At 35.9% G+C, this 20398-nt stretch carries 19 protein-coding genes; all 19 read left to right on the top strand.

Annotated elements, in window-relative coordinates:
* The first annotated feature begins 95 nt into the window (after positions 1 to 95).
* The 19 genes from AC0L8O_RS19410 to AC0L8O_RS19320 all read left to right on the top strand — a co-directional run bounded on the left by AC0L8O_RS19410 (position 96) and on the right by AC0L8O_RS19320 (position 20386).
* Positions 96 to 1076 carry an aldo/keto reductase gene (locus AC0L8O_RS19410; protein ID WP_473444668.1) on the top strand — a complete coding sequence of 327 codons (981 nt, stop codon included), beginning with the start codon at positions 96 to 98 and terminating at the stop codon, positions 1074 to 1076.
* Between the two features lie 456 nt (positions 1077 to 1532).
* Complete coding sequence (locus AC0L8O_RS19405; protein WP_473444666.1) at positions 1533 to 2312, top strand: SDR family oxidoreductase; 780 nt, start codon at positions 1533 to 1535, stop codon at positions 2310 to 2312.
* Between the two features lie 248 nt (positions 2313 to 2560).
* On the top strand, positions 2561 to 2974 hold the full coding sequence (locus tag AC0L8O_RS19400) for an HIT family protein (protein ID WP_473444664.1): 414 nt from the start codon (positions 2561 to 2563) through the stop codon (positions 2972 to 2974).
* A gap of 24 nt (positions 2975 to 2998) precedes the next feature.
* On the top strand, positions 2999 to 3214 hold the full coding sequence (locus AC0L8O_RS19395; protein ID WP_473444662.1) for an NUDIX domain-containing protein: 216 nt from the start codon (positions 2999 to 3001) through the stop codon (positions 3212 to 3214).
* Positions 3215 to 3455: 241 nt separating this feature from the next.
* The gene (locus tag AC0L8O_RS19390; RefSeq protein WP_473444660.1) at positions 3456 to 3641 is read left to right on the top strand and encodes a hypothetical protein; all 186 of its coding nucleotides are present in this window, start codon (positions 3456 to 3458) and stop codon (positions 3639 to 3641) included.
* A gap of 510 nt (positions 3642 to 4151) precedes the next feature.
* The gene (locus AC0L8O_RS19385; RefSeq protein ID WP_473444658.1) at positions 4152 to 4673 is read left to right on the top strand and encodes a DinB family protein; all 522 of its coding nucleotides are present in this window, start codon (positions 4152 to 4154) and stop codon (positions 4671 to 4673) included.
* A 49-nt stretch (positions 4674 to 4722) separates the two neighbouring features.
* Positions 4723 to 4905 carry a hypothetical protein gene (locus AC0L8O_RS19380; protein WP_473444656.1) on the top strand — a complete coding sequence of 61 codons (183 nt, stop codon included), beginning with the start codon at positions 4723 to 4725 and terminating at the stop codon, positions 4903 to 4905.
* 129 nt (positions 4906 to 5034) lie between these two features.
* Positions 5035 to 6579, top strand: coding sequence for a response regulator (locus AC0L8O_RS19375; protein ID WP_473444654.1), 1545 nt, complete (start codon positions 5035 to 5037; stop codon positions 6577 to 6579).
* A 13-nt stretch (positions 6580 to 6592) separates the two neighbouring features.
* Positions 6593 to 8371 (top strand): cache domain-containing sensor histidine kinase, encoded by a 1779-nt coding sequence (locus AC0L8O_RS19370; RefSeq protein ID WP_473444652.1) that lies wholly within the window; start codon positions 6593 to 6595, stop codon positions 8369 to 8371.
* 163 nt (positions 8372 to 8534) lie between these two features.
* A complete protein-coding gene (locus AC0L8O_RS19365) occupies positions 8535 to 9830 on the top strand; it encodes an ABC transporter substrate-binding protein (protein WP_473444650.1) in 1296 nt (431 codons plus the stop codon).
* A 369-nt stretch (positions 9831 to 10199) separates the two neighbouring features.
* A complete protein-coding gene (locus tag AC0L8O_RS19360; RefSeq protein ID WP_473449040.1) occupies positions 10200 to 11090 on the top strand; it encodes a carbohydrate ABC transporter permease in 891 nt (296 codons plus the stop codon).
* Positions 11083 to 11907: a carbohydrate ABC transporter permease gene (locus tag AC0L8O_RS19355; RefSeq protein WP_473444648.1), complete on the top strand. Its 825-nt coding sequence runs from the start codon at positions 11083 to 11085 to the stop codon at positions 11905 to 11907. Before AC0L8O_RS19360 ends, AC0L8O_RS19355 begins: the two co-directional genes overlap by 8 nt.
* Positions 11908 to 12007: 100 nt before the next feature.
* Complete coding sequence (gene mgrA, locus AC0L8O_RS19350) at positions 12008 to 13000, top strand: L-glyceraldehyde 3-phosphate reductase (RefSeq protein ID WP_473444646.1); 993 nt, start codon at positions 12008 to 12010, stop codon at positions 12998 to 13000.
* Between the two features lie 280 nt (positions 13001 to 13280).
* On the top strand, positions 13281 to 13670 hold the full coding sequence (locus tag AC0L8O_RS19345; RefSeq protein WP_473444644.1) for a ribbon-helix-helix protein, CopG family: 390 nt from the start codon (positions 13281 to 13283) through the stop codon (positions 13668 to 13670).
* A 474-nt stretch (positions 13671 to 14144) separates the two neighbouring features.
* The gene (locus AC0L8O_RS19340; protein WP_473444642.1) at positions 14145 to 15098 is read left to right on the top strand and encodes an ABC transporter permease; all 954 of its coding nucleotides are present in this window, start codon (positions 14145 to 14147) and stop codon (positions 15096 to 15098) included.
* On the top strand, positions 15088 to 16041 hold the full coding sequence (locus tag AC0L8O_RS19335; RefSeq protein ID WP_078435473.1) for an iron chelate uptake ABC transporter family permease subunit: 954 nt from the start codon (positions 15088 to 15090) through the stop codon (positions 16039 to 16041). Before AC0L8O_RS19340 ends, AC0L8O_RS19335 begins: the two co-directional genes overlap by 11 nt.
* A complete protein-coding gene (locus AC0L8O_RS19330; protein WP_473444640.1) occupies positions 16038 to 16805 on the top strand; it encodes an iron ABC transporter ATP-binding protein in 768 nt (255 codons plus the stop codon). Before AC0L8O_RS19335 ends, AC0L8O_RS19330 begins: the two co-directional genes overlap by 4 nt.
* A gap of 198 nt (positions 16806 to 17003) precedes the next feature.
* Entirely contained in the window at positions 17004 to 18047 is a 1044-nt protein-coding gene (locus tag AC0L8O_RS19325) for a siderophore ABC transporter substrate-binding protein (protein ID WP_473444638.1), read from the top strand.
* A 275-nt stretch (positions 18048 to 18322) separates the two neighbouring features.
* Positions 18323 to 20386 carry a GAF domain-containing protein gene (locus tag AC0L8O_RS19320; RefSeq protein WP_473444636.1) on the top strand — a complete coding sequence of 688 codons (2064 nt, stop codon included), beginning with the start codon at positions 18323 to 18325 and terminating at the stop codon, positions 20384 to 20386.
* The last annotated feature ends 12 nt before the right edge of the window (positions 20387 to 20398 follow it).

Genomic DNA, 20398 nt, shown 5'->3' with positions numbered 1-20398 from the left:
ATACCGCTTTCTTTTTATATTGTTGCATAATAAAGAAAGACTTGATGCTCAATTAATTTTAAAGGCTAGATTTTAAAAAAGTGAGGGTGATGAACATGGAATACGTAAAACTTGGAAACACAGGCTTGGATGTATCTCGGTTATGTCTTGGGTGTATGGGTTTTGGGGACGCCAGTAAATGGATTCATCAATGGGTCCTTAATGAAGAAAACTCTCGCGCCGTTATAAAAAAAGCACTTGAATTGGGAATTAACTTTTTCGATACAGCAAATGTGTACTCTCTTGGGACAAGTGAGGAATACCTTGGACGTGCACTTCAGGAATATGCAAATCGTGATGAAGTAGTAATTGCAACTAAAGTTCACGGGCAAATGCATAAGGGTCCAAACGGGTCCGGACTTTCCCGAAAAGCCATTATGAGTGAAATTGATAAAAGTCTTAAGAGGTTGGAAACTGATTATGTGGACCTTTATATCATCCACCGATGGGATTACCATACACCGATTGAAGAAACAATGGAAGCATTACATGATATTGTGAAGGCTGGAAAAGCAAGATACATCGGTGCCTCGGCCATGTTTGCTTGGCAATTCCAAAAAGCATTACATGTAGCAGAAAAAAATGGATGGACTAAGTTTGTATCTATGCAAAATCATGTAAACCTCATTTACCGTGAAGAGGAGCGTGAGATGCTGCCACTCTGTAAGGAAGAAGGAATTGGGATAACACCATATAGCCCGCTCGCATCAGGAAGATTAACACGTGATTCGTCGGAAACAACTCATCGGTCCGAAACAGATCAAATTCAAAAATTCAAATATGATGTAACCGCTGATGCAGATCGACTTGTAGTTGAACGAGTTGCAGCCATCGCAGAAAAATATGGCGTTCCCCGCAGCTATATTGCACTTGCCTGGTTACTACAGAAAGAAACAGTAACATCTCCAATTATCGGAGCTACAAAAATATCGCATCTTGAAGATGCTGTAAGTGCATTGTCTGTAAAGTTAACAGTGGAAGATGTGGCATTTTTAGAAGAACCATATGTCCCACACTCAATCGTTGGACATTATTAAGTTTTGAACAAAGTCTTGGAGTATCTACAAGAAACGTATGGAGCTGAGAGTATCATTTATGCCAGTTATGGAAGAGTACAGACTTAATGCGAATCATATATTTTCGAAGTTAGACTTGGCTATTCTTCAAGATGATATTCTTAACCATATGAATGTAGAGGGATTTGATTTGAAACGGGCAGTTTCGATTAATCAGGAAGATATAGAAAAATACTTATATTCATGTAGCTGTGTCGAGCTCAATTTTATAAGAAGTCATCTATTTAAAAGGATTAGGCGCGTTGCCAGAACAACACGTCTTTTTGTGTGCCATTAAACATATATATAATTGGATATATATGTTAAAATAATGTGGAGTTTTGGCAAATGTCCTTAAAGTAATGAATCGATATCAAGATTATCAAACTGTAATTTATAACAATATAAAGGAAACCTATTAGAATAGGAGTGTTGTAGTTGAGGATACTTGTTACAGGTTCAACAGGAAAACTAGGTTCAGCCTTACTTCATCAATTAGAAAGTTCTGGTTATAAAATCAAACTTACTTCTAGAAGAAAGCCTGAGGGAATGGGGAATGGTGAATGGGTTTATAGTGATTTATTGTCAGGTGAAGGTTTAGAGGAAGCCGTAAAAGATGTAGATGTGATCATCCATGCAGCAACAAGTCCTGTTAAACATTCAAAAATCGTTGAAGTTTCAGGTTTTAAAGAATTCCTAGGGAAAATGCAACACATAAAAAATATCATCTATCCTTCAATTGTTGGAATCGATGATATACCATTTACCTATTATAAGAAAAAACTAGAAGCAGAAGAGTTGTTGAGAAATAGCGCCATCCCACACACAATTGTACGCTCCACACAGTTCCACCATTTTGTTGAAAATATATTTCTATCAAAACCTTTCTTTAGTAGATATATTGTCCCCGGGAACTTTAAATTTCAAAGTGTTGATGTAAATGAATTTGCAAAACATCTTATAGGCTTAGTGGAAAAAGAGCCACAAGGAAGGATAGTAGACTTTGCAGGGCCAGAAATTTTAACATTAAAAGAAATGGCTGAACTGAAAATCAACATCAATAATGAGTCAAATAAAGTTTTAAGCATAGCTTTACCAGGCAAACTGTCCAAATCTTTTTCTGAAGGGAAAAATACGAATCCTCTACAAAAACATGAGGGAATATCATTTGAGGAATATTTAAGGGACAAGGTGAACGGAAGGAGTGATTACATTTAAAAGGAACGAAACCCTTTTAAAGTAACTGAAACCTATTGCGTTTAAATACGTATAATAATTAAGTACAAAAAAGGCGGTGGAAGTGATGAGTTTCGCTTCATGGTTTGCTGTAGCTATTGGGGTTGCGGTTGCAATAGGTTTGTTTGATAATAGATCAAAAAAGAAGAAAAGATAAAAAGGGCACTCGAAAAAATTGAGTGTTTTTTCTTTTTGAGTAAAATGATTCGTTTTAGAGGAGCTGTTATATCATGCAAAAAAATGACTGTGTTTTCTGTCATCCAGATCTAGATGCTAAACAAAAAGTAATAGTAAGTAATGATCATTGTATGTTCTTACAGTTGGAGCAATCTGAGATAAAAGGGAGCCAACTTGAGGGGGCTGGACTTATTGTTCCCAAAAAACATAGAGAAACTGCATTCGATTTGAGTCGAGAAGAATGGGATGCAACCTACTCGCTTCTTATAGAAATAAAAAAATACCTGGATGAAAAACATCAACCACAGGGCTATAACATCGGATGGAATTGTGGAGAAATTGGTGGACAACATATTTTTCATTCTCATCTACATGTAATTCCAAGATATAAAGATGAAGTGATGGCTGGTAAGGGTATTAGATATCTTTTCAAGAGTACGGAGAATAAAAGAGTAGATAAAAGATAATAAACTAAGGGAAGGAAGAATGGGGTGGATTACATTAACTATATAAGAAAGATGGTCGGAAATAATTATGTTATTTTAGTTGCAGCAGGAGCGATAGTTTTAGACGATAACAATCAATTATTACTTCATAAACGTTCAGATAACGGATATTGGGGGCTACCTGGTGGATTTATGGAATTAGGTGAGTCTGCTGAAGAAACAGCAAGAAGGGAAATTTACGAAGAAACGGGAATTATTTAATGTCTATTCAGGTAATGGCAGGCAACAGATTCTAGATAATGGGCACAAATTTTATGATGTAATCATTCTCTTTAAGTGTAAAGATTTTAAAGGTGACATTACTTTAAATAATGAATCTTTGGAAATTGAATTTTTTTCATTAGATTCATTGCCTGATAGGCTGTTTCCATCTCAGAAAGACATTTTTGAAGATTTATTATCCAAAATACATAAGTTATAGATAAGTAAAGGGGGAGAGGTTTTGATTGAAACAATAACGAAACATATACCCTTAATAAGTAACTGCAAAGAAATTATACAAATTACAAAGGGATTTTCTTTAGATGGAAAATTTTTACTACATATGCATGACGAGAATAAAACGTTACTTCTTCGATTATTAGATTGGAAGAGTTTGTATCAAAAAAGAAAGAGTTTACTATTTTAAGAAGGATGAATTGCTATAACGTTACTTGTTCAGATCCTTTGGTATCAAAGATAAAAAGAACATAAATTAAATATACAATACTCTAATTAACCGGATCTTTTTTGAAGATCTTTTAAATAGGCTATTTTCACAAAGATTGTGGCTTATGAACTTTTTTAGAGTTTATAGTGGAATGGAGCGGAAGACACTCGACTCCTGCGGGAGATAGAGGAAAGGCTGAGACCCCACAGGCAAAGCCGAGGAGGCTCAGCTTCCTCCCCGCGGAAAGCGAGTGTCTGGAGCGCAATGGAACGAACTCATTTTCAGCTTGAAAATACAACAAAGTATGCAAAAATAAAGAAAGTATAGTTGGTACTGTTATATTCTCTAGGATTGCTGTATTTATCATTTGGGCAATAAGAGAAGGCTTCCTAACAATCACGCACTATTTTGCCTTAAATCATAAAGTAACTCACTTTCCAAAAGAAAAACGAATAAGATATTGTTTTTATAAAACAAGGAGGAAGATATATGCTATACGATTTACAAGGCGAAGCAAATATGTCAAAAATAGTAGGGATATTGTATTCAACTGTAAAGGAGAATAGCCAACGGCTACAATCTATTACGGAGGGCATGCCGCAAGAGGAAGTAGATTACAAGGGTCCAAATAACAAATATAATAGTACAGCTCAGTTAATAAAACATATCATGTATGTGGACCTTAATTGGGTTTATCGAATAAAAGAAATACCACTTCCAGATTCGTTAAAAGAACAATATGGTCCCATGATTGATGAAAATGATAGACTTCCAATGGTTAAGGGTGTGTCTTTGAACACACTTATGGATCAGTATGAAGGTGTATTAAACACATTGAAAGATACATGTATACAATTGACAGATGCTGACTTAGATAAAGTTGTCACTTTTGGTCATGAGAATGAAAAGAAAGCAACCATTCGATGGGGCCTTTGGCATATGGCTGACCATAATCGCTATCATCAAGCACATATCAATCAGCTTAGAAAGTGGTATAGAGAAAATCTTTAACAAAAAAATTGGAACATTCATGTGATTGGTATACACAGGGGGAAAGTATGTGAAACGTATTTTGTATAAGTCATTAGCCTACTTTTTAGGATTCTTTATCTGTAATTTAATGATAAATGCATTTTTTAAGCCATCTTTGAATGTGTTAACAGCATTTTCTGTTGCGTTGGGAACTTCTGTAGGTATTGCTTTCGTTGAACATTACATATCAAAGAGGAACTCCGGAAAATGAACCGGGGTTTCTTTTCATTGGTTCTAAAACATTGCTGCATATTTTGTCATCTGGCGCACCCAATAAGAGTGTATAATAGAATGAGAACTATATTCACTTAGTTGATTGTCTCTTATGGGAGGGATAACGATGAAATCGGGAGAGTTGTATCGTACACTGATTGTGGATGATGAGAAGTTAATTAGACAAGGGATCAAGCATTATATAAATTGGGAGCAAGAGGGTTTTCAAGTTATTGGTGAAGCATCGAATGGGCAGGAGGCTCTTGCATTAATTGAGCAAACAAATCCACATATTATTTTAACTGATATTGTTATGCCAATCATGGACGGAGAAGAGTTAACAAGGATTGTGAAGGAGAAATATCCACATATTCAAATCATTATTTTAAGCAGCTTTGGGGAGTTTGATTATGTTCGATCAACATTCCAGCATGGAGCTGTAGATTATATGTTAAAGCCAAAACTTGATGCTGAGGGTTTGCTACAGGTATTAAAAACAGCGGTAAGCAAAATACCTGCTACACTTGAATCTCAAAAGAGTAAAGATCATTCGGTTTCTGTCACTTACCTAATTGATCGGTTAATGTCAGGTTATCAGGAAGATCTTGATGAGGAGCTGGTATCAGGGATTTTTCCGAATTCCACATTTTATTTAATGGCAGTAAATGTATGTGATAGGGAAGAAGGATTTGAGCAGTCAATAAAGGAAAAGCTTGCATCATTTTTTGATGATGTGTTAAAGGATGTTGTGCATTATTGTTTTAATGGTGAGCAGAACGACATTGTTTTTCTAATGAATATGGAGAAAAACCATTTTACAAAGATGCTTGAGTTTGTTAAAGCTGAAGCTGATTCTGAGATTGGAGCTAGTTTTGCTATAAGTAAAGGATTCATGGACTTCTCTGAGATCGGTCATGTCTATAAAGAAGGAATAAAGAAGATGTTGAACTACCGTTTTTATTTCCCTGATGTAACCATATTAACTGAAGAAGAGATACCTGAAGAATCTATTAAAACCTCGTCGTTTAATTTGGATTGGTTTACGAATGAACTGAAGCATGAACGGTTTGAGATTGCTTTTGAATATTTGCAAACATATGTAAAAGAGCTATCAACAAGTTTTACTACGAATATTTTTGAATACAAGTCTTTCTATGAAAATATGATTTTTACAATAACCGTTTTGCTCAATAATATGGATTATGAAGTGGCTGAGTTGGAAAATGGTAAATTTAAATACTTTAACTCGATAGATGAAGCAACATCAGCTAGAGAGGTTGTGGAATTGTTCCATCAATTTTTAGCAGATGTCAAAAAAATTGTTTATGCAAAAAGCAGCCATTCATCTAAGTCAAATATGAAAATGATTTTGGAATATATTCAGGAACATTATTCAGAGCCGCTTACACTTACAGGTGTAGCAAACCATTTCCATTTTAATCCGACCTATCTATCAAGTTATTTTTCTTCAAATAATAATGAAGGATTTAATGAATATTTAAATAAAGTGCGAATTGAGGAAGCTAGTAAGCTGTTAATTCATGATACGTTACCGATTGCAGAAATAGGCGGAAAAGTTGGATACTCAGATCATAGCTATTTTTGCAAAGTGTTTAAAAAGTTAAAGGGAGTATCTCCTAGTCAATATAGAAGAAAACAATATATGAAATAGGAGATGTGAAGAGGTGAAGGTACTTCATAATCATTTCAAACATAATGGATTATTTTTTATCATGTTTATTGTAACCGTTATCACAATTGTGTCTGTGTCTATCATTATTACATGGACGACATTTAAGATGTCCGAGAAATTTTTTATCGATAAGTTTAGTATTACAAATGCAAAAGTGATGGACCAGGTGAAAGAGAACTTAGAGGCGTTTCATTATGCTGTTGTCATTGCATCAAACAATATTTCACAAAGTGGAACGATCAAAAGCATCCTAACAGATGAACAAACAAATAGGCAGGAAATGAGATCCATTTATGATATGAGCCAGCAGATCAATCGGATTAATTCCCCGATGGAAACGTATGAAGTTGAAATTATGATTACAGGGAAAAATGGCTTTAATTATGCAACGGGCCGTACGTATTGGCCTATTACATTTGAAAGCTTAAGATCAACGGAGCTGACTGAAAATACGTTAAAAGATCCGAATCGGTTGATTTATCAATTTGGTCAGAAGGAAAACAACGTGGACGATCATTTTATTGTGATTTCCAAAGCATTGCAAGACCGTATTTCGAGAAACATATATGGTGCCTTGTATTTTGTTATTCAAGAAAGTGAATTTAAATCATTTTATAACAGTTTTACGAGCGCGGGGAATGATGTGTTTGTATTAAATAAATCCGGTTACATCGTTTCCAGTAATCAAACCTCTAACATAGGTCATAAAGCGGACGAGCTTATCACCTATTTGAAGTCAAATGAAGATGTAACGAATCATTATGAAATTGGAGAAATAAAGGGAGAAGATCATATTATTTTTACGAAATATCTTCCTTCGATGGATTTATATTTTGTTAATGTAATTGATAAGAAAACAGCTATAGGCGGTTTATTTAATAAGAAGCAAATTGTTTTGTTATCAGTTGGGATTGTATTAGTCGCGCTGGTTATTGTTTTTCTTGTCACCAGGAGAGTGACGAATTCTTTATCAACGTTAGTAAGGCAAATTGAAAATACCTCCAGGCATAACTTTGTTTCATATGTTTCCGTAACAGGCACATATGAAACAAGACAAATTGGGTTGGCTTATAATTCGATGCTGGATGAATTACAGGAGTACTTGGAGAAACTTGTGCAATATCAGAAGGAAAAACGCCATGCTGAACTTGCTGCCTTACAGCAACAAATCAATCCCCATTTCTTATATAATACCCTCACTTCCATCAAATTTTTGGTACAGCAAGGAGGGAAGGCAGAGGCTGAAGAGACGATTCGTTCGTTGATTACTCTGCTGCAAAACACGTTAGGAAACGGGAGTGAAACCATTACAATTAAACAAGAAGTAGATAATTTGAAAGCATATGTCTACATCAATCAAATGCGCTATGGCGATCGAATCAAAGTGAACTATTTCGTATCACCAGATTGTGAAAAGTATCAAATTCCAAAACTTATTTTACAGCCTTTTATAGAAAATTCCTTCTTTCATGGATTTAATTCAAAAACAGAAGGCTTTATTAATCTCATGATCTGGAAGAAAGATCATACATTATTATTTGAAATAATGGACAATGGTGATGGGATGGAGATTTCATCTGAGAATACTCTTCCTGATACAAAAAGAAAGCAACAACACTTTACGGGTATTGGTGTCCGAAATGTACATGAGCGCTTACAGCTTATTTATGGTGAAAAATATGGTGTGGAAATTTCTGGCAAACTAGGTGAAGGAACAAGTGTAAAAATACGAATTCCTATTGGTGTGGATGAAAATTTTACAAAAATCTAAAGAATTTACAAATCAACGGATAATGAAAGCGTATACAATTACTGAAAAAATCACAAGTTTATAAAAATATCTTCCTACAAGAATAATCTCTTGAGATGATACGATAAGGTTGTAAGTTAGATAACGCTTACATTGTATAAACTAAAGAGATGGGGGTACGTGTATGAAGAAGGTATTTGCATTATTTTTAGTTAGTCTCTTGTTATTATTAACTGCATGTTCAGGATCAAATGAACAGGCGCAAACAGAATCCGGTGATTCAAAAGATCCGAATGAATTAACAATCTGGACATGGGATCCGAATTTTAACGTAAAGGCAATGAATTTAGCGGCAGAGGCATATCAAGCTGATAATCCTGATTTTAAAATTAAGATTATCGAAAATGCCCAAGAAGATGTTGTACAAAAACTAAATACGAGCTTAAGCTCTGGAACAACAAAAGGGTTACCAAATATCGTGTTAATTGAAGATTATCGGGCACAAAGCTTCTTGCAAGCATATCCTGATGCATTTCATGAGTTAACAGACGTTTTTAATACGGAAGATTTTGCTTCCTATAAGCTTGGTCCAACGAGCTTGGATGGTAAAGTTTACGGTTTACCGTTCGACTCCGGTGTAACAGGTTTATATGTAAGAACAGACTATTTATCTGAAGCTGGTTACACAGTAGAAGATCTTAACAATGCTGATTGGGATAAATACATTGAAATTGGGAAAGCAGTAAAAGAAAAAACAGGGAAATTCATGTTATCTCTAGACCCTAATGATATGGGAATTGTTCGTATTATGGTTCAATCCGCAGGCTCTTGGTTTACTGAAGAAGATGGGGTTACTCCTCAATTAGCGGGAAATGAAGCACTAAAGAAATCGTTTGAAGTTTATAAAAAACTAATAGAAGCAGATATTGCTAGACCTATTTCTGATTGGAATCAATTGCTGGAAGGATTTAATAGCGGTGAAGTAGCTTCTGTACCAACAGGTAACTGGATAACAGCATCTGTAAAAGCCGAAGCATCACAATCAGGGAAATGGGCGGTTGCTCCAATTCCAAAACTTCCAGGTATGGACAGTTCTGTTAATGCATCAAACTTAGGTGGAAGCTCTTGGTATGTTCTTGATGTACCAGGAAAAGAGAAAGCAGCTGACTTCCTGGCAAAAACATTTGGATCCAATGCTGATTTCTACCAAACATTGGTCACTGAAATTGGTGCAATTGGTACCTATATTCCTGCAGCAGAGGGTGAAGCATACAAAGCAGCAGATGAATTTTTCAGTGGGCAAGCAACCGTTACAGATTTCTCAGCATGGACAGAGGAAATCCCACGTATTAACTACGGTTTACACACTTACGCAATCGAGGATATTTTAGTAGTTGAAATGCAAAACTACCTTAACGGAAAAGAAGTTGATCAAGTGCTGGAAGATGCACAAGCGCAAGCTGAAGCACAACTCAAGTAATCTCTAAATAAGCCTTAGGAACTCCCCTGCTTCTTCTTAGGATAGAGTCATGAAGTTTCAGGCGAGAGCCTAAGGCTTTTTTCTGAAAGAGTAAGAAAGTGTTAAGTTTTGTACTTAGTTTTGGTGTCTAGCTCAAGCGCCTAGCCTTAGATCGCACAGGACGTGCAAGTGCAGTAGGTGGACAGGGCGTCGCGATTTTAGACTGCCTCTAGGGTCTAGTCAATTTGAAATTGAAGGCAAAGAACGCCTTCTGTTCCAAATCGTCTTATTTGCCCTAGGCTAATCAGGGCGCTTGCGCTTTTCTAATCAAATGTTAAGGAGTGACTACAGTTGATCCCAACTAAAACGACTCAGACTCAATCTGTTCCAGTGGTAAAACCAAAACGAAATATTCGCTTGAAAAATGCTGTAATCGGTTGGTCTTTTATAGCTGTTGCTACACTGATGATTGTGTTGTTTTATTTCTACCCAATGCTTCAAGCCTTACTTTTATCATTTCAATCAGGTGCCGGCACTAATTTGACTTTTATAGGTTTAGATAATTATATCCGTCTAATTAAGGATCCTACATTTCTTACAGCAGTAAAAAATACGGTTTTTTATCTTATTATTCAAGTGCCATTAATGATTCTATTAGCCTTGTTCATCTCGGTATTGTTAAACGATAAAACCTTGAAGATGAAAGGATTTTTCCGTACAGCCATCTTTTTACCGTGTGTGACATCACTTGTAGCTTATTCTGTTGTTTTCAAATATTTATTTGGAACAGAGGGCATGATTAATTTATTCCTCATGAAGGTTTCAATAATAGACGCACCGATTCAATGGCTGACAGATCCATTCTGGGCGAAAATTGCCATCGTTATTGCGATTACTTGGCGTTGGACCGGCTATAATATGATTTTCTACTTATCAGCCTTACAAAATATTGATCATTCCATTTATGAAGCAGCAAAGATAGACGGTGCTTCATCTGTTCAACAATTCTTTAAGATTACTATTCCAATGCTAAAACCTATTATTCTCTTTACATCGATTACATCAACGATTGGGACATTACAGTTATTCGATGAAGTCATGAACATTACAAAAGGTGGACCTGGTAATGCAACGATGACGATTTCTCAATATATTTACGATTTATCCTTTAAATACACACCAGACTTTGGGTATGCAGCAACTGTCTCCTATGCAATCGTGATTATGATCGTGATCTTCTCTATCTTTCAATTCAAAGTGGCAGGTGATCGAAATGGCTAAACTGAAGCGAATTTTAAGCTATGTATTCTTAGTATTAGCAACAATCGTCTCTGTATTTCCATTCATATGGATGGTTGTAAGTGCAACAAATAAATCGGTTGACGTGACACAAGGAAGATTACTGCCCGGCAGTCATTTGCTACAGAACTTTCAAAATCTATTAAATACGGTTGACCTTGTACCCGCATTAGTAAATTCGGCAAAAATTTCGATTACAACGACCTTGTTATCCCTGCTTATAGCATCACTGGCCGGATACGGGTTTGAGATTTTTAAAAGTAAAGCAAAAGATGTTGTCTTTAATATTTTGCTGCTTTCGATGATGATTCCTTTTGCGGCATTAATGGTTCCGTTATTCCGAATGTTCGGTACCGTTTCTCAAACAGCACCATTCATGGGAATCGATACGCTTACTGCAGCCGTTTTGCCATCTGTTACAACAGCTTTTCTAATCTTTTTCTTTCGCCAAAGCACAAAGATGTTTCCAAAGGATATTCTTGAAGCAGGTCGTATTGACGGGCTAAGTGAAATAGGAGTGTTTTTCAGAATTTATGTACCAACAATGAAAACAACATATGCGGCGGCTGCTATCATCACTTTCATGGGCAGCTGGAATAACTATTTATGGCCGCTCGTTGTGTTACAATCACCTGAAAATCAAACAATCCCATTGCTTATCTCTAATCTTGGATCTGGATATTCCCCAGACTTTGGAGTCATTATGACAGCCATCGTCATCGCAACACTACCAGCAGCGGTTATCTTCTTCATTATGCAAAAGCACTTCGTTGCCGGAATGATGGGTTCTGTGAAATAAGAAGAATGAAAGAGCTTGGATTCCCGGGCTCTTTTATTTTGGAAAAATATGAAGTTATGAAGTAAAATAGAATGAGTGAAATGAAAGGGGATACATAATCATGACATACAAAGCAAACGATGGGCGTTATAAAGAAATGAAATATAATCGTGTTGGAAGATCAGGTCTACTGCTTCCAGCTATATCACTAGGATTGTGGCATAACTTCGGTGGTGTGGATTCTTTTGAAAATGGAAGAGCTATGCTGCGCAGAGCATTTGATTTAGGGATTACCCATTTTGATTTAGCCAATAATTACGGCCCGCCTCCAGGAAGTGCTGAGGAGATGTTCGGGAAGATTTTAAACACTGACTTTGCACCATATCGCGATGAACTCGTTATTTCAACCAAAGCCGGCTATCATATGTGGGATGGACCATATGGTGAGTGGGGATCTAAGAAATACTTGATTGCAAGTCTTGATCAAAGCCTGAAAAGAATGGGCCTTGATTATGTTGATGTTTTTTATTCACATCGCCCAGACCCAAATACACCGCTTGAAGAAACAATGGGAGCTCTTGACCAAATTGTCCGTCAAGGAAAAGCTTTATATGTTGGGATTTCCAGTTATGATGCTGAACAAACAGCTGAAGCTGTGAAAATACTAAATGACCTAGGTACGCCGCTGTTAATTCATCAACCAAGCTATTCGATGTTCAATCGTTGGATAGAAAATGGACTGCAGGACGTGTTGCAAGAAAACGGGGTAGGTTCCATCGCATTCTGCCCATTAGAACAAGGATTATTAACAAATAAATACATCTCAGGAATCCCGACAGATTCAAGAGCGGCCAAAGCAAATACATTCCTTAGTGAAGAACGAGTAACAGAGGATGTTATTAGCAAAGTAAAGCAATTAAATGAAATCGCTCAAAATCGCGATCAAAATCTGGCACAAATGGCTTTAGCTTGGGTCCTGCGCGAAGGCAGAGTCACATCAGCCTTAATCGGAGCTAGCAAAGTAAGTCAAATAGAAGAAAACGTCGCAGCCCTTAATCATTTAGAATTTAGTAATGAAGAGCTATCACAGATTGAGAGAATACTAAAAGGATAAAGGAAATACTTGAGAAATCAGCTCAATGGGGCTGATTTCTTTTTAGTTATATGTTAATTAAACGTTTGTTTAAGGGCAGTAATGCCTATTTTTTGTAGTAGGACATATAGAAATGTCTTTGATAGTGGATGAAAGACATTAGGTGGGAGAGACCAAGAAGAAATGTCTTTCATCAGAGCTAAAATCGTTTCTTATTAGAAGGTTAGACTTCAGAAAGTAATTTACAACCATTTTCAAAAAACGTATCATTTTATAAAAAGGAAAATACGGGAGCGGAACAATGAAAGAATTAACCTTCAAATCTTACGAACAATTTCTACAATTCAACGAACATAAAGCAATGGAAAAGGCAATCATGAAAGGACTTCAGGGAGAGGAATTAGAGACATTCAAACATGAATTCCAAGAAAGAGCGAAAGCGATGTGGAAAGAGTACGACTGTGATCATTGGGTACAAAAGCATGGATATGTCATTATAAACGTGTGGAAAGACGGCATAGGGAAGAGAAAAATCACAAGAGGCAGACCAAAAAAACTAGACTCAGAAAAATACATACATTCTGTCCACGTAAGGTTAGATGATGAAGCATATCGTAAACTCACAACCCACTGCCAGGAAAATCAAATAGATGTTTCTGAAGCAATTCGGGATCTTATTAAAACGTTATAAGTTTCATAAAAAGAAGATTAAACAAAGGTAATTGTTCGAATCTTCTTTTTATTTGTGAAAATAATGTGAATAAAGTTAGACAAATTCCATAATTTGAAATATATCTCTTTTCCCTGGTTATTTTTTGTGATACATTAATTATTGTGGTTGATAATCAATCTCAACAGGCATAAAAGTAGATAAAGCAAGGTTCTTTTTTTTATTTTTTGTTGATAATGATTATCATCTGCTTTTGGGAAGTTTAATAGAATCAACTATTAAATTTTGAACTTAGTTTGATTGTCTAGCTTCAGCGCCTAGCCCTCGAGGTCATAAGTCAATTTGGAATAGAAGGCAAAGGACGCCTTCTATTCCAAATAACCTTATTTGCCCAAGGCTGATCAAGGCGCTTGAGCTTTTCTGAATAGATTCAACTTGGAATAATAATTGTTTTCAATTGTTGTGCTGAGAATAAACATGTGATGAGGGTTTTACATGAGATTATGGATGTTAGGAATTGTAGCTATCGTCCTGTCATTTATCTCGCTATTTATCGGAGCAATTGATATAACACCACTTGATTTACTAGATTGGGAATCAGATGAAACACAAATTTTCCTTATAAGTCGGGTACCACGATTAATTGCCATTATATTAGCAGGGGCAGGGATGAGTATTGCCGGCTTAATTATGCAGTCTTTAAGCCGAAATAAGTTTGTTTCACCAACAACTGCCGGGACATTGGATGCAGCAAAACTAGGTATTTTAATTTCAATGTTATTTTTTACGAATGTAACGTATACACAACAAGTTCTCTTTAGTTTTGCGTTTGCTTTGGCAGGAACATTCGTATTTATGCAAATATTGGATCGTATTAAATTTAAGGATGTCATTTTTGTCCCATTGATTGGAATTATGTATGGAAATATTTTGTCTTCCATTACAACATTCTTAGGATATGAAGCTGATCTTTTGCAAAATATCTCTTCATGGCTTATGGGCAGCTTCACGTTAGTTATTGCCGGCCGTTATGAACTTTTATATGTTAGTATTCCGGCTCTTATTCTAGCGTATCTTTATGCAAATAAGTTCACAGTCGCAGGAATGGGAGAAGAGTTTGCGAAGAATCTCGGTTTAAGTTATAAGCTGGTGCTTAATACTGGCTTAATCCTTGTTGCCATTATTTCGACAACAGTAGTCCTCACAGTGGGTGTCATTCCGTTCTTAGGGCTGATTGTGCCAAATATTGTTTCTCTTTACTTAGGGGATAACTTACGTAAAACGATTCCACATACAGCTGTATTAGGTGTTGTTTTTTTACTAATATGTGACATTCTAGGACGTATCATTATTCATCCTTATGAAATTCCAGTTAATGTAACTGTGGCAGTAATAGGCAGTGCGATCTTCTTAACAATGTTACTTAGGGGGAGAGCATATGCGAAATAGTACCAAACTGATCATACTAGCAGTGATTGCAATTGCATGTATTTTGCTTTATGGCTTTTATGATATAAAAGGCGGCTTTGATTATGCCTTTCCAAAGCGTATGCTTCGAGTTTCAGCAATGATTGTTACAGGAATTGCCATTGCGTATTCAACAGTTGTGTTTCAGACCATTACACATAATCGAATTCTAACACCTTCTGTTATGGGACTTGATTCTATGTATCAAGTTGTACAAACATTAATCTACTTTTTTGCAGGTTCGATGTCTGTTTGGGTGTTAAATAAATACTTAAACTTTGGTGCTGCGATTTTGGCAATGGTTGTCTTTGCCTTAGTTTTATATCGATTTTTGTTTAGAGCAGATAAGCATCCGATTTATTTTCTTCTATTAATAGGGATGATTATAGGCACACTTCTGGGAAGTTTTGTCACGTTCCTGCAAGTATTGATTGATCCAGTTGAATATTTAAGTCTTCAAAGCCGCTTGTTTGCGACCTTTACGAACGTAAAAGCGGAGTTACTATTTATTTCAATTGGTATCCTGTTCTTTGCATTCCTTTATGGTTATTTTATTATGGGGAAACTGGATGTCATGTCACTTGGGCGTGAAAATGCAATGAATCTGGGGATTAACTATGACGGTATGGTCATGAAGATCTTAATATTATCGTCCGTATTAATAGCCACATCGACAGCGCTTGTTGGACCTATTACATTTTTTGGTTTAATCGTTGCTAATCTTTCTTATCAATATTTGTCGACATATAAACACTCTATCCACATATTAGGAGCTAGTTTGATCAGTATCATTGCATTGGTCGGCGGTAATTTTCTTGTGGAACATATTTTTGAGTTGCGTACAACATTAAGTGTCATTATTAACTTTATCGGCGGTATTTACTTTATTTATCTATTACTTAAAGAAAGTAGGGCAGCAGGATGATTGAAATCAAAGGATTAACAAAGCAATTTGGTAAAAAACCTGTTGTAGAAGATGTTACTGTCACGATCGAGCCGGGGACTATTACATCGTTTATTGGGCCGAATGGTGCCGGTAAGTCAACACTTCTTTCTATGGTGAGCCGTTTATTAGAGGCAGATACAGGTGAAGTATTACTCGATCAAAATAATGTAAAAAAGTGGAAGTCTTCTGAATTTGCAAAACGTGTATCTATTTTAAAACAAGCAAACTATCTTAATGTGCGTTTAACGGTACGTGAGCTGGTAGCATTTGGCCGTTATCCGTATTCAAAGGGACGACTAACAGCTGAAGATGAAAGATTTGTTGATCAAGCAATCGAATATATGAATCTGGCTGAGATGCAGGACAAATTTTTAGATGAACTGTCAGGTGGTCAAAAACAGCGTGCATTTATTGCGATGGTGATTGCCCAGGATACAGATTATGTCCTGCTGGATGAGCCTTTAAATAACTTGGATATGAAGCATTCTGTGCAAATCATGAAAATCCTTCGTAAACTAGTAGATGAACTTGGCAAAACCGTTGTCATTGTTTTGCATGATATTAACTTTGCATCTGTTTATTCAGATCGTATCGTTGCGTTAAAAAATGGCAAGCTGATGAAAAACGGGCCAACCCATGAAATCATTAATTCTGATGCATTACGTGAGATATATGATATGGATATTCCGATTCAAGAACAAAATGGATGTAGAATATGTGTGTATTTTAACTCACACACGTAAAAGTTTGCCTGGAGAATGAACTTACTCCAGGCTGTATTTCAAACATATTAAAAATTCCACAACATGTTTACATTAATTTTAAAAAGATGACAAAAAGTTATTGACTTTAAAACTTTAATGAAGCATAATGATAATCGTTATCATTGATAATGATTATCATTAACAATAAATAAATACAGTAGAGGGAGAGAAAGAAAAATGAAAAAAAGAAATTTATTTATCACGTTGTTAGCAGCTATGATGTTACTGCTTGCTGCATGTGGATCTAACGAAGAGGCTTCAACAGATGAATCAACAGATAAAGAAACAACTGCAGCTGAAGGTCAAGCAGAAGACACAACTGGAGCAGAATCTGAAGGTCCTGCATATCCAATGACTGTATCTCCAACGGTTGCTTCAGTTGAAGGTGAAGAAGCAGCAATTAATTTTGAAGATATAGAATTTGATAAAATGCCGGAAAAAATTGCTGTATTTGATTATGGGTTCTTAGATACACTGGATGCACTGGGTGTTGAGGGAATTGTTGGGGTTGCAAAAGACTCTGCCCTACCAGCTCACCTTGAAAAATACGCTTCTGATGAGTATCAAAGTGTTGGTGGCTTAAAAGAGCCATTACTTGAAGATATCGCAGAAATGGCTCCGGATGTAATCTTCATCTCCGGACGTCAGTCGGCTTTCTATGAAGAATTAAAAGAAATCGCTCCTGTTGTGTTTGTCGGTACTTCTGAAGATGACTACTGGAACACATTCTTATCTTCAGTAGATTTAGCAGCTAAAATGTTTGGTAAAGAAGCAGAAGCTGAAGAATACACGGCAAAATTTGATTCAGCTTTAGAAGAAATCAATACTTTAGCTGGAAACTATGACACTTCATTAGTAACAATGTACAATGAAGGTAAATTATCCGGTTTCGCGAAAGACTCTCGCTTTGGTTATATTTATGATATTTACGGCTTCAAGCCTGTAACAGATAATATCGAATCTTCTTCTCACGGTTCTAACTTTGGTTTCGAAGCCATTTTAGAATTAAATCCACAGGTGTTATTCGTTATTGACCGTACAGCAGCAGTTGGAGACAAGTCTAATATCGATACTGACATGGAAAATGACATCGTTAAGAAAACAGATGCTTATCAAAACGAAAAGATCGTATACTTAGATGGCCCGCTATGGTACCTAAGCGGCGGCGGTTTACAATCTGAACTCGCAAAAATCGAAGAAATATTAGCAGAATTAAAATAATAGGAAAATAGATTTATGAAAAGGACTGTCTAAAAGTAAGTGAAAACTTACAAAGACAGTCCTTTTTTCTTCCTAGCAATTCAAATTATATATTATTACTTGTTTAGTAATGATGGTGCTATCCACTCTATAAAAAAAGATAATGGAACGGACTTCTTCAGATGCTACTAAATATACGAAAAAGATTTTTAGAAAGCCAACTACTTTCCACAAACAAGCCGAACTTTTGTTCCACCATATTATCCCATATGGTATAATATGAAAAAACGCTTGGAGTGGTTTCTATTTTTAAGCTAGAGGAAATATTCAAAGATAAAAGCTCCTCTTTTTTAGAAAAAGAAGAGCGAAGATTAATAGAATTATATAGCCTTAATTTGATCCATACTCCAAATGAACAATCGTTTGATCGTATTACAGAATTGGCGAGTCGCATTTTCCAAGCGCCAATCTCTCTTATTTCATTACTTACAGAGGATAAACAATGGTTTAAATCATGTGTAGGTCTGACCGGAGAGCTATTAACCGAAAGATCAACAAAACGAGATGAATCAATCTGTCAGCATGTATTACTTGATGGAGAGCCACTAGTCATTGAAGACACACATCTCGACCAGCGATTTAAACATAATCCTTTAGTTATAAAACATCAAATTCGCTTTTACGCAGGAGCTCCGATCATAACAAAGAATCATCATATCATAGGTACTCTTTGTGTTATTGATGTAGAGCCGCGCTCATTTACTGAGGATGAATTACAAACATTAGTTGACTTAAGCAAGTGGGTCAACACCGAAATAGAACTCAGAGCAGATTTACTTGAAAGAACGATGAATGAACAATCGATTCGTACTCTATATGAAGTAACGAGCAATAATTGTTTATCTTTTCATGAGAAATTAAAGAGACTGCTCAAAATTGGATGTGAACGCTTTCGTTTGACGGATGGAAATATTTCCAAGATCACCGGAGACGTTTATGAAATCCTCCAAACAATTAGTAAGTCATCAAAGTTTAGAAAAACCGGTGATATACTTTCACTTCATCAAACTTGTGCGGGAAAAGTTATCGAGAGACTTGAGCCTGTTCATATAAAACAATCTGCTTTAGAAACAGAATCAGCTTTGATAAATGAATATGTTGGTGCACCTATATTTGTTAATAACGTTTTCTATGGAACATTTTGCTTTTTCTCTGCAGATCAAACATTTCGAACGATTACCAACTCGGACCTTGAGTTTTTACAACTAATGACACAGTGGGTTGGCTATGAAATTGAACGATTACTGGTTCATACAGAATTGAGTGAGAGCCAGGAGCGGTTTCAGCAAATCGCAAACAATATAAAGGATGCATTTTGGATATTTGATGTGGAGGAAAACCGGCTACTGTATATGAGTTCAGCTTGGGAAGAAATTACAGGAAGAACGTGTGAGCAATTTATAGAAGACAAAACCTTATGGGATACTATTATGCTTCCTGAAGATCGCGATGAAACAATGGAGCAATTCCAAAACGTTTGGAAGAATAAAGAATTTGAATATAGACTCACACATACCGATGGTACAATTCGCTGGGTCAGGAATCGAATCGTACCTGTCTTCAATAAAGATGGTGACTTATATCGAGTGGTTGGGGTCGCTGCAGATATAACTGATGCCAAGTTAAATCAAGACTTAATAAGGAAATCGGATAAACTCGCCGCTGTTAGCCAGCTGGCTGCTAGTATCGCGCATGAAATAAGGAACCCATTGACAAGTGTTAAGGGCTTTATTCAGTTAAAGCATAATGAAAGTTGTTCTTTTAAAGAGCTTATTTTATCAGAGCTCGGACAAATAGAGGATTTTATTAATGAGATACTGATTTTGGCTAATTCTCATCTTGGTATCCAACTTAATCACCATAATGTAATTGACATCATGTCTGAAGTTTTACATGCCAATAAGGAAGTTAATCACCTATTTCATCTTACATTTGAATATGATCCTAGAGCAAATGTAGAAATCATCTGTGATGAGAACCAATTAAAATTGGTTTTCCAGAATATCATTAGCAATGCAATTGAATCAATGTCAACTGGCGGTACCATTCATATCGCGATTGGTATGGAAAATGAAGAATATATTTATATTCATGTAAAAGATCAGGGTGTTGGAATAGCACAGGAAAGAATCGCTAAGCTCGGTGAACCCTATTACTCAAATAAAGAAAAAGGAAGCGGACTGGGCTTAATGATTAGTTATAAAATTATTGAAAATCATAAAGGGAAAATCCTCTTCACCAGTGAACTTGAAAAAGGAACAACAGTGAAAATTATCCTTCCGATTGAACACCAAGCATAATAATCAACTGAA

Source organism: Metabacillus sp. KJ11-3 (genome assembly GCF_055808295.1).
The sequence above is the reverse complement of the archived record's forward strand: the minus strand, read 5'-3'. Positions and strand labels throughout refer to the sequence as shown.